This is a genomic window from Exiguobacterium sp. s142 (assembly GCF_018618455.1).
Taxonomy (GTDB): domain Bacteria; phylum Bacillota; class Bacilli; order Exiguobacteriales; family Exiguobacteriaceae; genus Exiguobacterium; species Exiguobacterium aurantiacum_A.
On record NZ_JACSMB010000005.1, the window covers coordinates 15,062 to 33,850 of the forward strand.

The window sequence follows — 18,789 nt, forward strand, 5'->3', positions numbered from 1 at the left end:
CAAATTACGGAAGGGGTCTCCCCCTCCCGTCAGCGACGTTTCTTCGCTCCGCGTTTCGCGTCGCCTGTTCGTTTTTGACCGTCTTGTTTCTTCAGATCGAGCGCCGAACGTCCTTGTGACGATTTCGGCTTCTCGCCTGGCTTACTCGGCTTGCTCGCTTGGCCCGGTTTTCCCGGTTGTCCAGGCTTGCCTGGCTTACCGCGTTTCGGACGTTTGTCGTCACGCCCGCGTCCACCGCGCTTATCGTCTTTCTTCGGACGACCTTCCGTCGCTTTGATCGTCGTCGGTTGACGACGACGTGTCTGTTCCCGTTTCGGCATGCCGACGACCGTGAAGTCGATCGTGCGCTCGTCTAGGTTGACGGCGTCGACTTTGACCCGGACCGAGTCACCGATCCGGAACTGACGTTTCGTCCGCTCACCGAGCAACATGAGCTGTGACTCGTCGAAGTGGTAGTAGTCATCCATCGTTTGAAGACGGACGAGCCCTTCGATCGTGTTCGGGAGCTCGATGAACATCCCGAAGTTCGTGATGCCGCTGACGACACCGTCGAACTCTTCACCGAGACGTGACTCCATGTACTCGGCTTTCTTGAGCGCTTGCGTCTCCCGTTCAGCGTCGACCGAGCGACGTTCGCGTCTCGACGTCTGTTCAGCGATTGAGCTGAGACGTTCCTCGTACTTGGCGATCGTCTTGTCCGACAAGTCCTGGTTGAAGGCGTACGTCCGCATGAGACGGTGGACGATCAAGTCAGGGTAACGACGGATCGGCGACGTGAAGTGCGTATAGAAGTCGGTCGCAAGACCGAAGTGGCCGAGCGAGACATCGTCATACTTCGCTTGTTGCATCGAGCGCAACATGATCGTGCTGATAACAGGCTCTTCCGGCTGCCCTTCGATCGCTTTCAAGATCTTCTGAAGCGTCTTCGGTTCGACTTTTTGACCTTTGAAGCGTTCGATATGCACGCCAAAGTTGGCGACGAAGTCGAAGAAGAAATCGAGCTTGTCTGATTTCGGGTTATCGTGCACACGATAGATGAACGGGACGTCCATCTTGTGGAAGTGTTCGGCGACCGTCTCGTTGGCCGCGAGCATGAACTCCTCGATCAACTTCTCGGCGACCGAGCGTGGGCGCAAGACGATATCGGCTGCTTTCCCTTCCGTATCGACGATGACTTTCGCCTCGGCGAAGTCGAAGTTGATGGCACCGCGCGAGTTGCGGCGCGAACGGAGCACTTCGGCGAGTTCGGCCATGAGGTCGAATTCACCGATGTACGGCTCGTAGCGCGCGAGCGTCTCCTCGTCGTCACGTTCGATGATCTCACGGACGCTCGTATACGTCATCCGCTCCGTCGTCTTGATGACACTCGGGAACAGCTCATGGCTGACGACTTTCCCGTTTTGCGGCGAGATCTCCATGACACAGCTGAGCGTCAGGCGGTTGACGTGCGGGTTGAGCGAACAGATCCCGTTCGACAAGCGGTACGGCAACATCGGGATGACGCGGTCGACGAGATACACACTCGTCCCGCGCTCGAACGCCTCGACGTCGAGCGGTGAGCCTTCCTTGACGTAGTGCGACACGTCGGCGATGTGGACACCGAGTTCATAGTTGCCGTTGTTCAGTTTCTTGACGTGGACGGCATCGTCCAAGTCTTTGGCGTCTTCGCCGTCGATCGTGAAAATCGTCTCGTTACGCAGGTCGACACGGCCGATGAAGTCTTTCTCGTCCGCCTCTTCCGGCACAGCGTTCGCCTGGTCGATGACGTCTTCCGGGAACTCCGTCGGGATGCCGTGCTTGTAGACGATCGACAAGATGTCGACGCCAGGGTCGTTCTTATGTCCGATGATACGGACGACGTCACACGCTCCGGCGAAACGTCCATCCGGATACTTCGTGATGCGGACGACGACTTTGTGTCCTTCGACGGCACCGAGCGATTTATCTGTGTTGACGATCGGCCAGAAGTTGATGCGTTTGTCGTCCGGTTCAATGAAGGCGAACTGGTCGAGGCGACCGCTCGGGAGCGTGTACGTCCCGACGAATTCAGATAGGCCGCGCTTCAAGACTTTGAGCAACACGCCTTCCGTCTTGCCGCGGTTGTCCTCGCGTTTTTTGACGAGGATCGTATCGCCGTGATAGACGTCTTTCAATTGATCCGGTGGCAAGAACACGTCTTCTGTCTCGCCTTCGACCGACAAGAAGCCGAAGCCGCGTTGGTGGATCGAGATGATCCCGGCCGCTTGGCCGAGCACGGCGAGCGTGCCGTAACGGTTCGTCCGCGTCCGGCCGATCAAGCCTTCCGCTTCAAGTTCGTTCAAAGTGCGGATGAGCTCTTTAAAGGCATCCGTCGACTCGAGCGCAAGACGCTCGGTCAATTGGTCTACAGTCAGCGCTTTGTCGCTTGCCTGGATGATTTCTAGTAGTTGGTCACGTAAATTCAACGTGACACCTCCTTTTTCACACTGACCAGTCTAACGTTTCGAGAAAATCGAGCACGTCCTGGTGCAGTTTCTCTTTTTCTTTGTCGAGGGTGATCACGTGTCCCGAATGCTCGTACATGAGCAGTTCTTTTTGGAACGCGTTGATCGCCTCGTAGATCTCGTGTGCAGATTGAGGATCGACCATGCGGTCTTTCGCTCCTTGGATGACGAGCGCCGGTACGAAGATATCTTCGAGCCGAGACGTCGTCTCCTCGACGAACGCACGTAAATCGGTGAGTGTCGGCATCGGTTTGAAGTCCGCCATCTCCCGTTCGATTTGTTCGGTCGATTTGTCTTCCCTTGATTTATATTCTCGGGCGTACGCCTGGACTCCTTTATACAATCGGTCCTCGGCATCGATTTCAGTCGGTGCGCACATCGGCACGACACCTTTGACACTCGCTTCTGAAGCGAGACGGAGCGACATGACGCCGCCGAGCGATAGGCCACAGACGACGATTTCGTCGTAGCCTTTGTCTTTCAACGCTTGGTAGGCGTCTTGGACGTCTTGCCACCAGTCGTTCGGTCCAAATTCGAGCAACTCTTCTGGTGGGACGCCATGTCCCCGGTACTGGGGTCCCATGCACGTGTAGCCTTCTTTTTGTAGGAAACGACCGAGCATGCGGACGTCCGCGCTCGATCCTGTAAAGCCATGTAACATTAACACGGCACGTGGTCCGCCTTCGAAGAAGAACGGTTTCGGTGCACTCACTTTCATCGTCCAAGTCAACTCCTCATACATTCCATTATTCCCAAAAAATAATGCAAAAAAACAAAAGCTGACCGCCTCACGTAAAAACCGAGAACGATCAGCCTTTCATCATAGTGATGCGACTAGTAATCCTAAAATGAAAAACAATGTGCCTAGTACAGCTGCAGTTCGGTTCAAAACAGCGTCAAAGCCGCGTGCTTTCTGGCGGCCGAACAACTGCTCCGCGCCACCTGCAATCGCCCCAAGACCTTGCGACCGACCTGACATGAGCAGTACGACGACAATCAATAAAACAGCCACAACGAGCAGGCTGATTGTAGCGATCGTTTGCATAATAGTCAGTTCCTCCTTCTTTTTACACGCCTCTTATTATATAGAAGTTGTGATGAAAACGCCAGCTTTCAAATTATCGGGACGGGTAGCTGAACCCTTCCCCGATCACTTCTTTCACTTGGTGGATGACGACGAACGCACGCGGGTCGGTCACTTCGACGATTTTCTTGAGCGGACCGACTTGGCGCTTATCGACGATCATGTACAACATGTTCTTATCTTGCTTCGAATAATGGCCGTGACCGTGGATGATCGTCGCTGAGCGGCCGAGCGTCTCCGTCAAGACGGCGGCGAGCTCTTCGTGCTTGTCGCTGATGATCGTGACGGCTTTCCGGATGTTCAACCCTTCGGCGACGAGGTCGATGACCCACGAGCCGATGATGATGGCGATGAGCGTATAAAGCACGACTTGTTCCCCGAGGAAAAAGCCCGACGCCCCGACGACGATGACGTCGATGATGAACATCGAGACGGCGACGCTCATGTGGAGATAGCGTTCCATGAGCCGGGCGATGATGACCCCGCCCCCGGTCGTTCCGCCGACGCGGAGCACCATGCCGATGCCGACACCGATCAAGATCCCGGCATAAATCGCCGCGAGCAGTTTATCCTCGGCCGGGCTGCCCCAGTTATGGGTCAAGCTGAGGAAGAACGACGTCGCGACGACGGCGACGACCGAATAGACCATCGTCCGGCGGTCGAGCAACTTATAGCCGACGATAAACAACAGGCCGTTCCCGATGATCGACGTGATACCGAGGTCCCAACCGAACAAGTAGTACAAGATGATCGTGACCCCGAGCAGGCCGCCTTCCGAGAAGGCGTTCGGGACGGTGAAGTAGTTGACCCCGAAGGCGAGGATGAACGACCCGGCGATGATCCAGGCGATGTCCTTCAATGAGATCGATTGGAGTTTTTGCCAAACTTGTTGACGCAAAAGATGTTGTTGCTGACGTTTCATAAAAAATCCCCTTTCCATTTTGCATATAAAAAAGACCGCGGCAAAAGCCGCAGTCTTAACGTTGTACTGGCTTTGGCGCACCGTCTTTCATAATCGGCAACTTGCGGTCTGCGACGTTTTCGTAGACGTTCAAGAGTGCCTCTTTTTCCAAATCCCAGTTATATTTCTCACGCGCCGTCTTCGTGTTCTCTTTGACACGGGCGTAAAGTTCTTGATCTTCGAGCAGGCGGTTGACGCCTGCCGCAATCGATTGTGGATCGTGTGAGTCGACGACGACGCCGACGTCGTTGCCGGCGACGACACGTTCGATCTCAGGGAAGTCACACGACACGACCGGCACTTCGGCCATCAAGTATTCGAACAACTTGTTCGATGACGCCGAGTAGTGATTGAAGCAGACGTTGTTCAACACTTGGAAACCGAGATATGCGTTCATCGTGTAGTACGGTAACGCCTCGACCGGTACTTTATCAATTATCTTGACGCGGTCACTGACGCCTTCGTCCTCGATCATCTGTTTGATGACCGGCTTCAGTTTCCCATCGCCGATCATGACGAGCGTGCCTTCTTTAAAGTCTTTCGCTGCCAAGACGAGTTGTTCGAGACCGCGTCCCGCTTGGACGCCGCCTTGATAGAGCAATATCTTCTCGTCTTTTGGCAAATCGAGCAAGGCGTGCAAGTCTTTCCGGAGCGAGAAGTCGAGCGGACGGTAGAACGGATAGTTATGGAGCACGTACGGATAGAAACCGTACAACTCTTCGTTGTGCGCCGCACGCGTATGGTTCTCGACCATCATCGAATCGACGTATGGCAACAACCAGCCCTCAAGGTTACTTTGGATGTAGCCGTAACCGGTCCGGTCGGTCTGGACCTCATGCGAGTCGTAGACGATCTTGCCTTTATTGACGAGTTTGCCGGCGATCAACGCCTGCGGGAGCGTGTTCAAGTCGTTCGCGTGATAGAAGTCGTACGACTTCTTCGTCGAGGCGAACACCATCTCGAGCATCGCGCTCGCGTTGACGATGTTTTTACGGACCGGCGGGAGCAAAATCGCACCCGCTGCCGCGCCGAGACCGAGCATCGTCAGTGGCGCGAGGATGACTAATCCCGCCCCGACGAGTCCAGCCCCGAGTTGGCGCGTCTTCTTCTCCGACACCCACGTCCGGACTGATTTCAACGCCTTCATCCCGTTGACGAGAATCGACGGTTGACGTTTCACACGGATGACGCGGAAACCTTCTGGGCGCATCTCTTCGGCCGGAAGCTCTTTGTTTTTAGGGTCTTGCAAGGCGATCAAATCGACCTCGTACCCCGCCTCGGCGAGCGCCGAGCATTCGCGAAGGACACGGGCGTCATTCGTAAAGTGGTTCCAAACAAACATACATACCTTCATCGTTGTTCCTCCATCAATAACTTTTCGATCACGTCGTCGAGGACGTGTATATTGTTTTCCCAGCACAGGTTGTCTTTCACGTAACGGATGCCGTTCGCCCCGAACTTGTCGCGCAGATCCGGGCGATCGAGCAATGTCCGGAGTGACTGTTCAATCTCGTCGATGTCACGCTTCCGTGACACGTAGCCGACTTCCGCCGCTTCGATGACATTCGCCGCATGGCCTGACACCGCAGCGACGATCGGTTTGCCGACCGCCATATAATCGATTAGTTTACCCGGGATGACCGTGTCGAACACGTCTTGGTCGATCAGGCTGACGAACGCGACGTCGGCATTTTTGATCGCTTGGAACGCCTCCGTCCGTGGCATCGCCTCGAGGAAGAGGAAGTTCTTGAATCCGCGGGCTTTAATCGTTGCTTTCAATTCGTTCTTCCGATAACCGTAACCGATCAGCTTGAAGTGGACGCGTGGCTCGTCGCGGAACCGCTCCGCAAGTTCAAGCAACAGCGACACGTCTTGGGCGAGCCCCATGTTGCCGGCGTATAAAATCTCCATCCGGTCGTCTTCGGGAACGGTCCGCTCCAAGTTTCGCTCGCTCACACGGATCGAGTTCGGCATATAGTGGATCATGCCGTTGTCGACGCCACGCTGGCGCAAATAGCTACGGAAGCCTTCCGAGTTGATGATGATCGCATCGGCCGACTTGTAGAGCCGCTTCTCGAACCAAAACGCGGGCGTGAGCATCCAGTCGTACTTGAACACACCGACACCTTTGACCGACTCCGGCCACAGGTCACGGACGTCAAGTACGAACGGGACGCCATGTTTTCGCTTCGCATACACCCCGACGAACGCCATAAAAAAAGACGGGGTCGTCGCGAAGACGACATCCGGTTTCGTATCGAGTGCTCTGACGGCGGCGACACCTTTGATCATCTGTTCGAGGAACAAGGCGAGCCGGCTCAACATGTTCGACGTATGCTTGCGCTGTTTCGTGATCAACCGCTTGATGAACGGTTGGTTGTTCAGCTCCGTGTCGTTCCAGAACCGGTCATCTTTATACAAGTTGAAGTTCGGATACGACGGGGCGGCCGTGATGACCTCGACCTCGTAGCCGCGTTCTTTCATGAGATGCGTAATATTTTGCATCCGGTTGCCGGCGCTGCCGATCTCCGGATAATAGTTTTGACACACCATTAACATTGTTTTCAAAAATAACACACCTTACTGTTGTTCGAGTTCGTCCACGAACCGTTTCAAGAGCTTATGGACGTTGGTTTTTAAATCTGGGTCGCATAACGCATAGGCAATCGTCGCCTCGATAAAGCCGATCGGTTCCCCGACGTCAAAGCGACGTCCGTCAAATTCGTAGGCGAACACCGTCTGCGCCTCGTTCAAGCGCGCGATGGCGTCCGTCAATTGAATCTCGCCCCCGGTACCGATTTCTTGGGCCGATAACGCCTCAAAGACGTCAGGCGTCAAAATGTAGCGGCCGAGGATGGCGAGGTTCGAGGGCGCTTCCCCGGCGGGCGGTTTCTCAACGAACGTCCGCACCGGGATGAGCTTCCCTTCGACGGCAAGCGGGTCAATTATACCATATCGATTCGTCATTTCATACGGGACACGCTGAACCCCGATGATCGAGCGTTCATGTATCTCGTACTGCTCGATGAGCTGGCGTGTCGCCGGCACTTCCGCCTCGATAATATCATCGCCCAAAAGGACGGCGAACGGTTCGTCGCCGATGAACTTGCGGGCACACCAAATCGCATGGCCGAGTCCTTTCGGCTCCTGTTGGCGTATGTAGTGGATGTTGGCGAGGTTCGACGAGTGGCGGACCGACTCGAGCAGCTCCGTCTTCCCTTTCGACTCGAGGTTCTGTTCGAGCTCGATGGCGCGGTCAAAATGGTCCTCGATGGCACGTTTGTTCTTCCCGGTCACGATGATGATGTCCTCGATCCCTGAGGCGACCGCCTCCTCGACGATGAACTGGATCGTCGGCTTGTTGACGATCGGGAGCATCTCTTTTGGCATCGCCTTCGTCGCCGGCAAGAAGCGGGTGCCGAGCCCGGCGGCTGGGATGATGGCTTTGCGTACACGTTTCATGAACGTATCTCCTTTTTTCATTATGTAGATGATTATACCCAAAAATTCGACTTTCACGCACGTAAAAAACGGCCGTGACATGCGTCACGACCATTTCCGATCGTCCATATACTTATACAGGAACCACCCGCCGACACCGAGCGCAATGAGAAGAAGGAGAAAGCCGCTGATCATCATGACGAACGCCTCCTTTTACCTACACTAGTCTATTCCCGGAAATGCGAAGGGATATGCGCTCCGTCTTGGCGGCACCGATGCTTTCTGCAGGCAATCCACGGAGCCTCCTCGCGCTTACGCGCTTGCGGGGTCTCCGCGCGATTGCTTTCCTGCAAGAGTCACGGTGCCGCTCGGACGGTGTCACTTGGAACATAGATTCGTCTCGTTGTCACTCGCATCCAACGCTTAAATAACCGGTCCGAGTTGACGTCAACGGAATCAGACGGTGGGCGACTCCTTGGGGAGAGTGATGCAAGGATGACCCCGTAAAGCGCGAAGGCGCTGCGGAGGCATCCGCATCACCCCAGGAAAGCGTCCCACCGTCGGATGAAGTGTCGACAACAAAAAACAGGCCCGCCATAAGGCGGACCTGAAACAATCAATCAATTATTTTTTGAGGTTGTAGAACGACTTGATGCCGTCGTATTTCGCTACATCGCCGAGCATGTCTTCGATGCGGAGAAGTTGGTTGTACTTCGCGATACGGTCTGTACGCGAGAGTGAACCTGTTTTGATTTGACCAGCGTTTGTCGCAACTGCGATATCAGCGATTGTCGCATCTTCTGTTTCACCAGAACGGTGCGAGATAACTGCTGTGTAGCCAGCTTTTTTAGCCATTTCGATCGCGTCGAATGTTTCTGTGAGCGTACCGATTTGGTTAACTTTGATGAGGATCGAGTTCGAGATGCCTTTTTCGATACCTTCAGCAAGTTTCTCAGTGTTCGTTACGAAGAGGTCATCCCCAACGAGCTGAACTTTGTGACCGATTTTATCAGTGAGCAATTTGAAGCCGTCCCAGTCGTTTTCGTCGCAACCGTCTTCGATTGAGATGATTGGGTACTTGTCAACGAGCTCAGCGTAGAAGTCTACGAGCTCAGCAGTTGTCATTGACTTGCCTTCGCCAGCGAGTTCGTACTTGCCAGTCGACTTGTCGTAGAACTCAGACGATGCAACGTCCATTGCGAGGTAGATGTCTTCGCCAGCTTTGTAACCAGCTTTTTCGATCGCTTCAAGGATAACTGTGATCGCTTCTTCGTTCGACTTAAGGTTTGGTGCGAAACCACCTTCGTCACCGACAGCTGTGTTAAGACCCATACCAGAAAGAACTGATTTGAGAGCGTGGAATACTTCTGCACCCATGCGGAGCGCTTCGCGGAACGTTGGCGCACCTACAGGCATGATCATGAACTCTTGGAAGTCAACGTTGTTGTCAGCGTGCGAACCACCGTTGATGATGTTCATCATTGGAGTTGGAAGCGTCTTCGCGTTGAATCCACCGAGGTACGTGTAAAGTGGAAGGCCGAGCTCGTCTGCTGCTGCGTGTGCTGCTGCCATTGAGACACCGAGGATCGCGTTTGCGCCGAGTTTACCTTTGTTTTTCGTACCGTCGAGCTCGATCATTTTCGCATCGAGTGCGTTTTGGTCGAAGACATCGTAGCCGATGAGTTCAGGTGCGATTGTGTCGTTTACGTTAGCAACGGCTTTGAGTACGCCTTTACCAAGGTAACGTGACTTGTCGCCATCGCGAAGCTCTACTGCTTCGTGCTCACCAGTTGATGCGCCTGATGGGACGAGGGCACGACCGAAGCCGCCGTCTTCTGTGAATACTTCTACTTCGATTGTTGGGTTACCGCGTGAATCCAAAATTTCGCGTGCGTAAATTTCTGTGATCATTGACATAAAAATCGCTCCTTTTTGTTTGGAAAATGTAGTTTACTTCTTAACGATTGACGTACCGGTCATTTCAGCCGGTTGCTCTCCTCCGAGGAGGTGTAAGAGCGTCGGCGCGAGGTCGCAAAGCGAACCTTTCATAACTGGTTTCAGTTCAACGCCTGGCTTCGTGACGATACACGGTACAGGTTCTGTCGTATGGGCCGTCATCGGTGAGCCGTCCGGGTTCGTGACAAGGTCAGCGTTCCCGTGGTCCGCCGTGATGATCGCCGCGCCGCCTTTGGCGAGTAGTGCGTCCACTACTTTACCGAGGCATTCGTCGACGACTTCGACCGCTTTTTTCGTCGGTTCAAGCATACCGGAATGGCCGACCATGTCCGGGTTCGCGTAGTTGATGATGTACGCGTCGTACGTGTCTGATTCGATTCGCTCGAGAAGACCTTCTGTGAGCTCGTATGCGCTCATTTCCGGTTTCAAGTCGTACGTCGCTACTTTCGGCGACGGGACGAGGAAGCGATCTTCACCTTCGAACGGTGTTTCTTGTTGTCCGTTCAAGAAGAACGTGACGTGCGGGTATTTCTCAGTTTCCGCGGCGCGGAGCTGTTTGTACCCTTGCGCGGCGAGCGTTTCGCCGAGCGTGTTTTTCAAATCTTCCGGCGGGAAGACGATATCCGTATCGATCTCATCCGAGAATTTCGTCATCGAGACGAGCAAGACGTTCTCCGGATGCGCGCTCGAGAGCTCGAACCCTTTGAAGCCTGTCTTCTCTTTGAACACTTTCGCGAGTTCGATCGCCCGGTCCGGACGGAAGTTGAAGAACATGATTGCGTCGTTGTCTTTGATCGTCGCGACCGGTTGACCGTCTTTCTCGATGACCGTCGGCAAGACGAACTCATCTGTCAAACCGTCTGCGTACGACTTGTTGAGCACGTCGACCGCATTCGTTCCGACTTCGCCTTTTGCGTTGACGAGGACGTCGTAAACTTTTACGACGCGTTCCCAGCGGTTGTCGCGGTCCATGGCATAGTAACGTCCAGACACACTAGCGACTTGACCGACACCGAGTTCAGCGAGCTTCGCTTCCGTCTGTTCGAGGAAGCTTGCACCTGATTTCGGATCACAGTCACGGCCGTCCGTGAAAGCGTGAATGAATACTTTTTCAATGCCGTGGAGTTTCGCGAACTCGACGATGGCGAACATGTGCTGGATGTGGGAATGGATCCCACCGTCTGAGACGAGCCCCATGATGTGGAGGCTTGAATCATACTTCTTCACATGTCCCGCCAAATGGTTCATCGCTTGACGGTCGAAGAGCGACCGGTCTTTGATGGAGTTGTTGACGCGTGAAAGTGACTGATAGACGACCCGGCCGGCACCGATGTTCAAGTGACCGACTTCCGAGTTGCCCATCTGACCTTCCGGGAGACCGACGTACTCACCTTGCGCGTTTAACAGCGTGTGTGGATACGTCTCCCAGTAACGGTCGAAGTTCGGTTTGTTCGCCGCAGCGACCGCATTACCGAACGTTTCGTTCCGCATACCGAAACCATCTAAGATGATAAGGGCGACAGGTCTTGCCATTTAAATCGCCTCCAACAACTTGAGGAACGAAGCAGCTTCGAGTGAAGCACCGCCGACGAGTGCGCCGTCGATGTCTTCTTGAGCCATATACTCCTTGATGTTCTCAGGTTTGACTGAACCGCCGTATTGGATGCGAACCGCAGCCGCCACGTCTTCACCGTAAAGGCCTTTTACAACGTCGCGAACGTATTTGCATGAGCTTTGCGCGTCTGCTTCGTCCGCTGATTTGCCAGTACCGATTGCCCAAACTGGCTCGTACGCGATGACGAGTTGTTTGACTTGGTCAGCTGAAAGATCGGCGAGGCCACCTTCGACTTGCGTCTTGATGACTTCTTCGAACTTGCCGCCTTCGCGCTCGTCAAGTGTTTCACCGACACAAACGATTGGCGTAAGACCGTGTTCGAACGCTTTTTTCGTTTTGCTGTTGATGAACGCATCTGACTCGCCGAAGTATTCACGGCGCTCTGAGTGTCCAAGGATGACGTAAGTGACGCCGAGGTTGGCGATCATCGCCGGGCTCGTTTCACCTGTGTATGCCCCGCTGTCTTTGTCGTACATGTTTTGCGCACTAAGCTTTAAGTTCGATCCTTTAGCCGCTTCTACCATTGGGGCTAAGAATACTGCTGGTGCACCAATCGCCGCGTCAACTTTGTCCGTTGACGGGATATTGTTTTTAACTTCCTCTACGAAAGCGACCGCTTCCGAGAGTGTTTTATTCATTTTCCAGTTACCTGCAATAATCGGTTTACGCATCGATAATCCTCCTCAGTTTTACTTGTCGTTCAACGCTTCGACGCCTGGAAGTTTCTTGCCTTCCATGAATTCGAGTGAAGCGCCGCCACCAGTTGAGATGTGACTCATCTTGTCAGCAAGGCCGAACTTGGCTGCTGCCGCGGCTGAGTCGCCACCACCGATGATTGAATACGCGTCGCTGTCTGCGAGTGCTTGAGCGACACCTTTCGTTCCGTTAGCGTATTTATCGAGTTCGAATACGCCCATCGGTCCGTTCCAAACGACAAGTTTCGATTCGCGAATCGCTTCCGCGTAAATTTCGACCGTCTTCGGTCCGATGTCGAGACCCATGTGATCCGCAGGGATCGAGTCGATATCGACTGGTCCGACGTAAGTTTCTTCGCCGAATTCTTTCGCAATCACAGCGTCGACTGGCAACAAGAACTTCACGCCTTTGTCTTCTGCTTTTTTCATGAACTCACGAGCGAGGTCGAGCTTGTCTTCTTCAAGAAGTGACGTTCCGACTTCGTTCCCGAGTGCTTTCGAGAACGTGTACGAGAGTCCGCCACCGATGATGAGCGTGTCAACGATGTCGAGAAGGTGGTCGATGACCCCGATCTTGTCAGCAACTTTCGAACCGCCGATGATAGCCGTGAACGGGCGATCCGGGTTCGAGAGCGCTTTGCCGAGCACTTCAAGTTCTTTCTCCATCAATAAACCAGCAACCGCCGTGTCGACGTTTTGCGCGATCCCTTCCGTCGAGGCATGGGCACGGTGAGCCGCACCGAACGCGTCGTTGACGAAGACGTCAGCGAGCGCCGCAAAGCCTTTAGCGAGTTCTGGATCATTTTTCGTTTCACCAGGGTAGAAACGGACGTTTTCGAGAACGACGACGTCACCTTCACCAAGTTTTGAAACGGCTTCTTCTGCAACTGGACCGTACGCTTCTTCAGCGAGCGGGACGTCTTTGCCGAGTAGTTCACCTAGACGTTTTGCAACCGGTGCGAGCGAGTATTTTTCGTTCTTCTCGCCGCCTGGACGGCCGAGGTGGCTCGCCAAAATGACTTTCGCGCCGCCGTCGATCAAATGCTTGATCGTCGGAATAGCTGCTTGGATCCGCGTCTCGTCTTGAATGACGCCATCTTTAGTTGGAACGTTGAAGTCAACGCGGCAAAAGACGCGCTTCCCTTTTACATCGATGTCACGAATAGACTTTTTGTTCATAAACTTCGCCTCCATATGTCGTGCGTTTAAATTTCATAAATAGAGCGGAGAACAATCTCTTGTTTCCGCTCCTATTTGGTTCTATTTAGTTCACGAACTTACTTCGCGATTTCAGCAAAGTGCTTGAGTGTGCGAACCAATTGTGCAGTGTATGACATTTCGTTGTCGTACCAAGAAACTGTTTTAACGAGTTGCTTGTCGCCGACTGTCATGACTTTCGTTTGTGTCGCATCGAAGAGTGAACCGTAAGTGATTCCGACGATGTCAGAAGATACGATTTCGTCTTCAGTGTAACCGAATGACTCGTTCGAAGCTTGTTTCATTGCTGCGTTGATTTCGTCAACAGAAACTTTTTTGTCAAGGACTGTTACGAGCTCAGTCAATGAACCAGTTGCGACTGGTACACGTTGTGCTGAACCGTCAAGTTTACCTTTGAGTGCTGGAAGAACAAGACCGATCGCTTTAGCCGCACCAGTTGTGTTCGGTACGATGTTCACTGCTGCCGCACGTGCACGACGGAAGTCGCCTTTAGGGTGTGGAGCGTCGAGCGTGTTTTGGTCGCCAGTGTAAGCGTGGATCGTCGTCATGAGGCCTTCAACGATACCGTATTTGTCGTTAAGAACTTGTGCCATTGGCGCCAAGCAGTTCGTTGTACATGAAGCACAAGATACGACTGTTTCTGAACCGTCAAGAATGTCGTGGTTAACGTTGTAAACGACTGTCTTCATGTCGCCTGTACCTGGTGCCGAGATGACAACTTTTTTCGCGCCAGCTTTTAAGTGAAGCTCCGCTTTTTCTTTGTCTGTGAAGAATCCAGTACATTCGAGGACGATGTCAACACCGAGCTCGCCCCATGGAAGTTCTTCTGGGTTACGGTTAGCAAGTGTAACGACTTTCTCGCCGTTTACGAGGAAGTGACCGTCGTGTACTTCAACTTCTCCGTCGAAACGACCTTGTGTCGTGTCATATTTGAGAAGGTGAGCAAGCATCTTCGTGTCAGTCAAGTCGTTGATTGCAACAACCTCGACGCCTTCACTCTTCAAGATCTCGCGGAATGCCAAGCGACCAATACGTCCAAAACCGTTAATACCAACTTTTACTGTCATAATTAATTTCCTCCTTATGGTAGAAGCTTATTTATTGAAGAGCCAACGGGGGTCAACTCTTTAATAACGAGTTAATAATTCTGTGGCCGCACCTTCGTCTGTGACGAGGATGATGTTCGGCCTATGTTTCGCATATGCGGCAATCGCTTGTGCCTTCGACTTTCCTCCGGCGACGGCGATGACGGTGTCCATGTCGTCGAGCTCCTCTAATTGGATGCCGACCGTCTTGACCCGATGAACGATTTCACCTTCTGCGTTGAAATAATATCCGAACGCTTCGGCGACGGCTTCGTGCCGTTCGATCATCCGCAAATGCTCCGGTGTGGCGTGACGACGTTTTGCCATCGTTTCGGCCTCACCAATTCCATGTACCACTATTCGAGCCGCTCTAATCATTTCCAGCACATTTTTTATGCTTGGTTCCTCCACCATCCGTTCAAACGTCTTTTGTGAAACCTCGTCTGGAATGTGGAGTAAATGATAGTCGGCGTGGGCCCGGTCCGCCATTCGAGAACAGACGGTGTTCGCCTGTAACTCGAGCGTTTCGCCGAGTCCGCCGCGTGCCGGCACGAAATGCATCGGTCGTTCTTTTTTATCGGGCGACATCATTGCCGCAACCGATGCCATCGTCGTCCCGCCTGTGACCGCGATGATATTGTCGTCAGGTGCCAGTCGCGCTTTTAGTTGCGTGACGGCGGCCCGACCGATATCTCGCTGGACCCAGAACGTCTCGTCCGAATCTCCCGGTACGATGACGACTTGGCGAACGCCTAGTTTTTGCTCGAGAACTCGTGCGATTTGTGAAATCCCTAGGATTTCTCCCATGACCTCGTGCAAGTCTCTGAGAACGTTTCGGCCCGATTCTGTAAGTGAGATCCCTTGGGTCGCGACTGTGAGAAGACCTTGGTCTTTCAAAAAGTCGACTTCTCGTCTTAAGATTCGTTCCGTCAGCCCGAGGCTTGTGGCCAACGTCCGGCGGCCGATTGGCTGCATGAGCCGGACATAATGTAAGATGTCATAACGATGTCGGAGCGTGTCGAGCAGGTCAGGGACGATTTGCTTCTGAACTTGAATCAGTTGCTGGATCATGCTCATTCCCCCTCGACTTAAAGTGTGGACAAAATTTGTCCCACTTTTATTTTTACGTCCCACCGCTACGAGTTCATCTTACCAATCACCTTACCGTCTGGCAACCCCTTCAAACGTTTTTTTTCGATGTAAGCGTATACTTAACAAATTCTTCAACTTTCTCGTCATCGTATCGCCCTTGACTGATAAGGATTCCTTCATGTAGAACGACGGGAATCTCAAATAAATATTTTTCTTCAAGCAACGCGTCGCCCGTGATGTCGATTTGCTCGAGCTCGAACGGATAATCTTCCTGTAGCCATTCGAGCATGACGAGCGCCTCCTCACAAAGCGAGCAGTTCTCCCGGCGATATAACGTCAGTACCATGTCATGTCTCCCCTTTCCATAACTGTCGTTCCCGCTCCCGCGAATTGCCAAAACCTAGCGCCTCGCGATAATTCGCGACCGTTCGCCGCGTCACGGTGTAACCGATCCGGGCCAGCTCCTCGGTGAGCGCCTGGTCGCTCAAAGGCGCCGTCTCTTGTTGGATCAGCTCGGCGAGCGCCCGTTTAATCATGAACGGGGCTTGGCCGTGGTATGTGGCGCGGACGAAGAAGTGACGCCACTCCATCACGCCGCCCGCGGTCTTGGCGTACTTGCCTTGAATCGCGCGGCCGACCGTCGACTCATGCTTGCCGATCTCGATGGCGACTTCTTTTCGTGTGAGCGGATGCAGGACGAGTTGGCCGCGGAGCCAGTCCGCCTGGCGTCGCTCGATGACGGCCCACACAGAGCGGAGCGTCTCTGCGCGCATCGCGAGCGTCTCTTGCCACCACTTCGCCTCCCGGTCCGAACCGACGTCTAAGGCAATCATCGGGCTGAACCACGTCGTGATGAGTTCCCCGTCTTGAACGACGACCTCGAGTTCGGGCAGAATATGCTCGGTTTCTTCATATAATATCGGTGTCCTCGGGAGCGTGGCAACGATTCGGCTGATTCGCTCGTATTCTTCGGTCGTCATCCCGAGCTTGTCCGCTATATGCTCGACCTTTGCGTCAAGCGCCTCGAACACGTCGAGCACGTGTGGATCGTCATGCTCGATCGCGTGACGGTATTGGCAGTCATGTTCTGAAGTCGCACCGATCCCGGTCGGCTCTAAAAATAACAGTGCGCGCCGGGCCAGATCGACGTCCGCCATCTCGACACCGAATCGCTTTGCGAGGACGGCATCGGTCTCCGGCAGTAGCCCGCGATGGTCGAGCGTCATGACGAGTTGCTTTTGAAGCTGCTTTTGGGCCTCGGTCCCGCTTCCTTCGTCAATCTGTTCAAATAGCCGTGCTTCAAAACCGCCCGCCGCGTCCGCAATCCATTCGACCGTACCGCCCGTTGTGACGTGCGTGTTTCGTTTAGCCAACCGGGCGAGCTGCCACTCGAGCGCGACCCGGTCCGCCTCAAGAACCGGCAGACGCCGGACCATGTCTTGTGTCAGCTGAAGCTTCTGAAGTTGACGCTGTTCTTGCCGTTGCATCGGTCACACCCCTCTCACTTCTAATTGTAACGAATGGTCGCCAAACGCGCTTGCAAAAAAAGACATAACAACAGGATTGCTTTTTCAAAAAAACAATTGTATAATAAATCGTGTCAGAGAACATGCACCCGTAGCTCAGGGGATAGAGCACTGGTTTCCGGTGCCAGGTGTCGGGAGTTCAAATCTCTCCGGGTGTATCAAATCAAGAGGTCAGGCAGATGCCTGGCCTCTTTTGTCGTTTATAATTGGGCGAACGGTGGAATATGTGAGAAACAAAGACTATCGTTTGACCAACATTGACTATAGCGGTTATGATAGGTTTACACGATACATACAAGGAGGCAAATTCAATGTTAATTCCAACAGTTATCGAACAAACAGGTCGCGGGGAACGCGCGTACGACATTTACTCACGCTTGCTTAAAGACCGGATCATCCTTCTCGGAAGCGCGATCGACGACAACGTCGCCAACTCGATCGTCGCCCAGCTTCTTTTCCTTGCAGCTGAGGACCCAGATAAGGACATCTCACTCTACATCAACAGCCCGGGTGGCTCGATCACTTCCGGAATGGCGATTTACGACACGATGAACTTCATCAAGCCGAACGTATCGACAATCTGTATCGGAATGGCCGCATCGATGGGTGCCTTCTTGCTCCAAGCCGGTGAAAAAGGTAAACGCTTCGCGCTTCCAAACGCGGAGATCATGATTCACCAACCGCTCGGCGGAACACAAGGTCAAGCGTCGGACATTAAAATCCACGCCGAACGGATCATCAAGATGCGTGAGAAGTTGAACCAAATCATGTCCGACAACACAGGACAGCCGCTTGAAGTCATCGAGCGCGACACAGAGCGCGACTACTTCATGTCAGCTGATGAGGCGAGCAACTACGGTCTCATCGATAAAGTCATGACACGTTAAACCACAGGCGCCTTTCCCAGCTTCGGGAAAGGCGCTTTTTTTATTGGGTCGGTAACCAAATCTCAATCAAATCATCGGCCCCATCTTGCCCATGGATATAGCGCTCAAAATCGACTGCATCACGCAACGTCACATCCGGCAAAGCCAAAAGTTGATCGTACGTCGATGGAATGGCCGGGATCCCCCCTTCGACCGTTGCGACCAGGTAACGTCCTGCCGACAATTCGACTTGTCGGGCACCCTTCCCATGTACGGGTTCGGTCATGCCGGCCAGATAAGCTTCTTCTTTCGGCAAACAGACACCATACGATTCGTTTGTCGTCAGCTCTGGATTTAGTTTTTCCCATACGACCGAGATTGCTGTGAGTTCGGATACGTACCCGTTCACAACTTTAGGTTGCTCCCACGTCTCATAGCGAACATTCATTTGATTCCCTCCTGTTTGCATCCATTCGATTTGTTGCTCGATTTGTCGCAACGCCTCGATTTCACGTTGGACTTCATCAAGCCTGCCTTCAAGTAACTCGCTCACACTTCCTGCGGTCTGAATCTGTTCGAGCGAAATGCCTATTTGCCGCAATAACTTGATTTCGTTCAAGCGTCTTATTTCTTCTATTCCGTATAACCGATACTGATTGTCTAAACGAGTCGGCTGGACGAGCCCTTTCGCTTCATACCACTTTATCGCTTTAATTGACAACCCCGTTAGATGGACAACTTTTCCGATTTGAATCATTGGCGTTCCC

General features: G+C 53.3%; 17 protein-coding genes and 1 tRNA gene. 2 read left to right on the forward strand and 16 right to left on the reverse strand.

The genetic code is table 11. From position 1 onward, the window contains the following. Positions 1-29 precede the first annotated feature (29 nt). The 15 genes from rnr to KNP77_RS06260 form a co-directional block, all read right to left on the reverse strand. Complete coding sequence (gene rnr, locus KNP77_RS06190) at positions 30-2,444, reverse strand: ribonuclease R (protein WP_214889275.1); 2,415 nt, start codon at positions 2,442-2,444, stop codon at positions 30-32. A gap of 16 nt (positions 2,445-2,460) precedes the next feature. Beyond that, on the reverse strand, positions 2,461-3,201 hold the full coding sequence (locus KNP77_RS06195) for an alpha/beta hydrolase (RefSeq protein WP_070328793.1): 741 nt from the start codon (positions 3,199-3,201) through the stop codon (positions 2,461-2,463). Between the two features lie 102 nt (positions 3,202-3,303). Next, positions 3,304-3,528 (reverse strand): preprotein translocase subunit SecG, encoded by a 225-nt coding sequence (gene secG / locus KNP77_RS06200; protein ID WP_012726902.1) that lies wholly within the window; start codon positions 3,526-3,528, stop codon positions 3,304-3,306. Between the two features lie 73 nt (positions 3,529-3,601). Beyond that, entirely contained in the window at positions 3,602-4,489 is an 888-nt protein-coding gene (locus KNP77_RS06205) for a YitT family protein (RefSeq protein ID WP_167615727.1), read from the reverse strand. A gap of 55 nt (positions 4,490-4,544) precedes the next feature. Then, positions 4,545-5,882 carry a glycosyltransferase gene (locus tag KNP77_RS06210; RefSeq protein ID WP_214889278.1) on the reverse strand — a complete coding sequence of 446 codons (1,338 nt, stop codon included), beginning with the start codon at positions 5,880-5,882 and terminating at the stop codon, positions 4,545-4,547. After that, complete coding sequence (locus KNP77_RS06215) at positions 5,879-7,087, reverse strand: glycosyltransferase family 4 protein (protein ID WP_236633718.1); 1,209 nt, start codon at positions 7,085-7,087, stop codon at positions 5,879-5,881. The genes KNP77_RS06210 and KNP77_RS06215 overlap by 4 nt, the downstream gene beginning before the upstream one ends. A gap of 21 nt (positions 7,088-7,108) precedes the next feature. Beyond that, a complete protein-coding gene (galU, locus tag KNP77_RS06220; protein ID WP_070328706.1) occupies positions 7,109-7,990 on the reverse strand; it encodes a UTP--glucose-1-phosphate uridylyltransferase GalU in 882 nt (293 codons plus the stop codon). Positions 7,991-8,593: 603 nt separating this feature from the next. Then, on the reverse strand, positions 8,594-9,886 hold the full coding sequence (gene eno, locus KNP77_RS06225; protein ID WP_131455853.1) for a phosphopyruvate hydratase: 1,293 nt from the start codon (positions 9,884-9,886) through the stop codon (positions 8,594-8,596). Positions 9,887-9,919: 33 nt separating this feature from the next. Next, complete coding sequence (gene gpmI, locus KNP77_RS06230) at positions 9,920-11,458, reverse strand: 2,3-bisphosphoglycerate-independent phosphoglycerate mutase (protein ID WP_131490018.1); 1,539 nt, start codon at positions 11,456-11,458, stop codon at positions 9,920-9,922. Continuing rightward, positions 11,459-12,211: a triose-phosphate isomerase gene (gene tpiA / locus KNP77_RS06235; protein ID WP_070328703.1), complete on the reverse strand. Its 753-nt coding sequence runs from the start codon at positions 12,209-12,211 to the stop codon at positions 11,459-11,461. Between the two features lie 18 nt (positions 12,212-12,229). Next, positions 12,230-13,414, reverse strand: coding sequence for a phosphoglycerate kinase (locus KNP77_RS06240; RefSeq protein ID WP_070328702.1), 1,185 nt, complete (start codon positions 13,412-13,414; stop codon positions 12,230-12,232). 98 nt (positions 13,415-13,512) lie between these two features. Further along, the gene (gap, locus tag KNP77_RS06245; protein WP_214889281.1) at positions 13,513-14,520 is read right to left on the reverse strand and encodes a type I glyceraldehyde-3-phosphate dehydrogenase; all 1,008 of its coding nucleotides are present in this window, start codon (positions 14,518-14,520) and stop codon (positions 13,513-13,515) included. 60 nt (positions 14,521-14,580) lie between these two features. Next, the gene (locus tag KNP77_RS06250) at positions 14,581-15,606 is read right to left on the reverse strand and encodes a sugar-binding transcriptional regulator (protein WP_201738329.1); all 1,026 of its coding nucleotides are present in this window, start codon (positions 15,604-15,606) and stop codon (positions 14,581-14,583) included. Positions 15,607-15,718: 112 nt separating this feature from the next. Then, positions 15,719-15,976 carry a glutaredoxin family protein gene (locus KNP77_RS06255; protein WP_214889284.1) on the reverse strand — a complete coding sequence of 86 codons (258 nt, stop codon included), beginning with the start codon at positions 15,974-15,976 and terminating at the stop codon, positions 15,719-15,721. 1 nt (position 15,977) lies between these two features. Further along, complete coding sequence (locus KNP77_RS06260) at positions 15,978-17,117, reverse strand: RNA polymerase factor sigma-54 (RefSeq protein WP_214889287.1); 1,140 nt, start codon at positions 17,115-17,117, stop codon at positions 15,978-15,980. Positions 17,118-17,241: 124 nt separating this feature from the next. Here KNP77_RS06260 and KNP77_RS06265 point away from each other — a divergent pair. Further along, positions 17,242-17,314 (forward strand) — tRNA-Arg (locus tag KNP77_RS06265). Positions 17,315-17,428: 114 nt separating this feature from the next. Further along, complete coding sequence (clpP, locus tag KNP77_RS06270; RefSeq protein WP_255417547.1) at positions 17,429-18,043, forward strand: ATP-dependent Clp endopeptidase proteolytic subunit ClpP; 615 nt, start codon at positions 17,429-17,431, stop codon at positions 18,041-18,043. 40 nt (positions 18,044-18,083) lie between these two features. Here clpP and KNP77_RS06275 read toward each other — a convergent pair whose 3' ends face one another. Next, the gene (locus tag KNP77_RS06275; protein ID WP_131463993.1) at positions 18,084-18,779 is read right to left on the reverse strand and encodes a MerR family transcriptional regulator; all 696 of its coding nucleotides are present in this window, start codon (positions 18,777-18,779) and stop codon (positions 18,084-18,086) included. Positions 18,780-18,789 lie beyond the last annotated feature (10 nt).

What these genes read in the sequence shown, in the direction of transcription:
- KNP77_RS06195 (WP_070328793.1), bottom strand. Translation starts at nt 3,201, where the DNA reads ATGAAAGTGAGTGCACCGAAACCGTTCTTCTTCGAAGGCGGACCACGT.
- secG (WP_012726902.1), bottom strand. Translation starts at nt 3,528, where the DNA reads ATGCAAACGATCGCTACAATCAGCCTGCTCGTTGTGGCTGTTTTATTG.
- KNP77_RS06205 (WP_167615727.1), bottom strand. Translation starts at nt 4,489, where the DNA reads ATGAAACGTCAGCAACAACATCTTTTGCGTCAACAAGTTTGGCAAAAA.
- KNP77_RS06210 (WP_214889278.1), bottom strand. Translation starts at nt 5,882, where the DNA reads ATGAAGGTATGTATGTTTGTTTGGAACCACTTTACGAATGACGCCCGT.
- KNP77_RS06215 (WP_236633718.1), bottom strand. Translation starts at nt 7,087, where the DNA reads ATGTTAATGGTGTGTCAAAACTATTATCCGGAGATCGGCAGCGCCGGC.
- galU (WP_070328706.1), bottom strand. Translation starts at nt 7,990, where the DNA reads ATGAAACGTGTACGCAAAGCCATCATCCCAGCCGCCGGGCTCGGCACC.
- eno (WP_131455853.1), bottom strand. Translation starts at nt 9,886, where the DNA reads ATGTCAATGATCACAGAAATTTACGCACGCGAAATTTTGGATTCACGC.
- gpmI (WP_131490018.1), bottom strand. Translation starts at nt 11,458, where the DNA reads ATGGCAAGACCTGTCGCCCTTATCATCTTAGATGGTTTCGGTATGCGG.
- tpiA (WP_070328703.1), bottom strand. Translation starts at nt 12,211, where the DNA reads ATGCGTAAACCGATTATTGCAGGTAACTGGAAAATGAATAAAACACTC.
- KNP77_RS06240 (WP_070328702.1), bottom strand. Translation starts at nt 13,414, where the DNA reads ATGAACAAAAAGTCTATTCGTGACATCGATGTAAAAGGGAAGCGCGTC.
- gap (WP_214889281.1), bottom strand. Translation starts at nt 14,520, where the DNA reads ATGACAGTAAAAGTTGGTATTAACGGTTTTGGACGTATTGGTCGCTTG.
- KNP77_RS06255 (WP_214889284.1), bottom strand. Translation starts at nt 15,976, where the DNA reads ATGGTACTGACGTTATATCGCCGGGAGAACTGCTCGCTTTGTGAGGAG.
- KNP77_RS06260 (WP_214889287.1), bottom strand. Translation starts at nt 17,117, where the DNA reads ATGCAACGGCAAGAACAGCGTCAACTTCAGAAGCTTCAGCTGACACAA.
- clpP (WP_255417547.1), top strand. Translation starts at nt 17,429, where the DNA reads ATGATAGGTTTACACGATACATACAAGGAGGCAAATTCAATGTTAATT.
- KNP77_RS06275 (WP_131463993.1), bottom strand. Translation starts at nt 18,779, where the DNA reads ATGATTCAAATCGGAAAAGTTGTCCATCTAACGGGGTTGTCAATTAAA.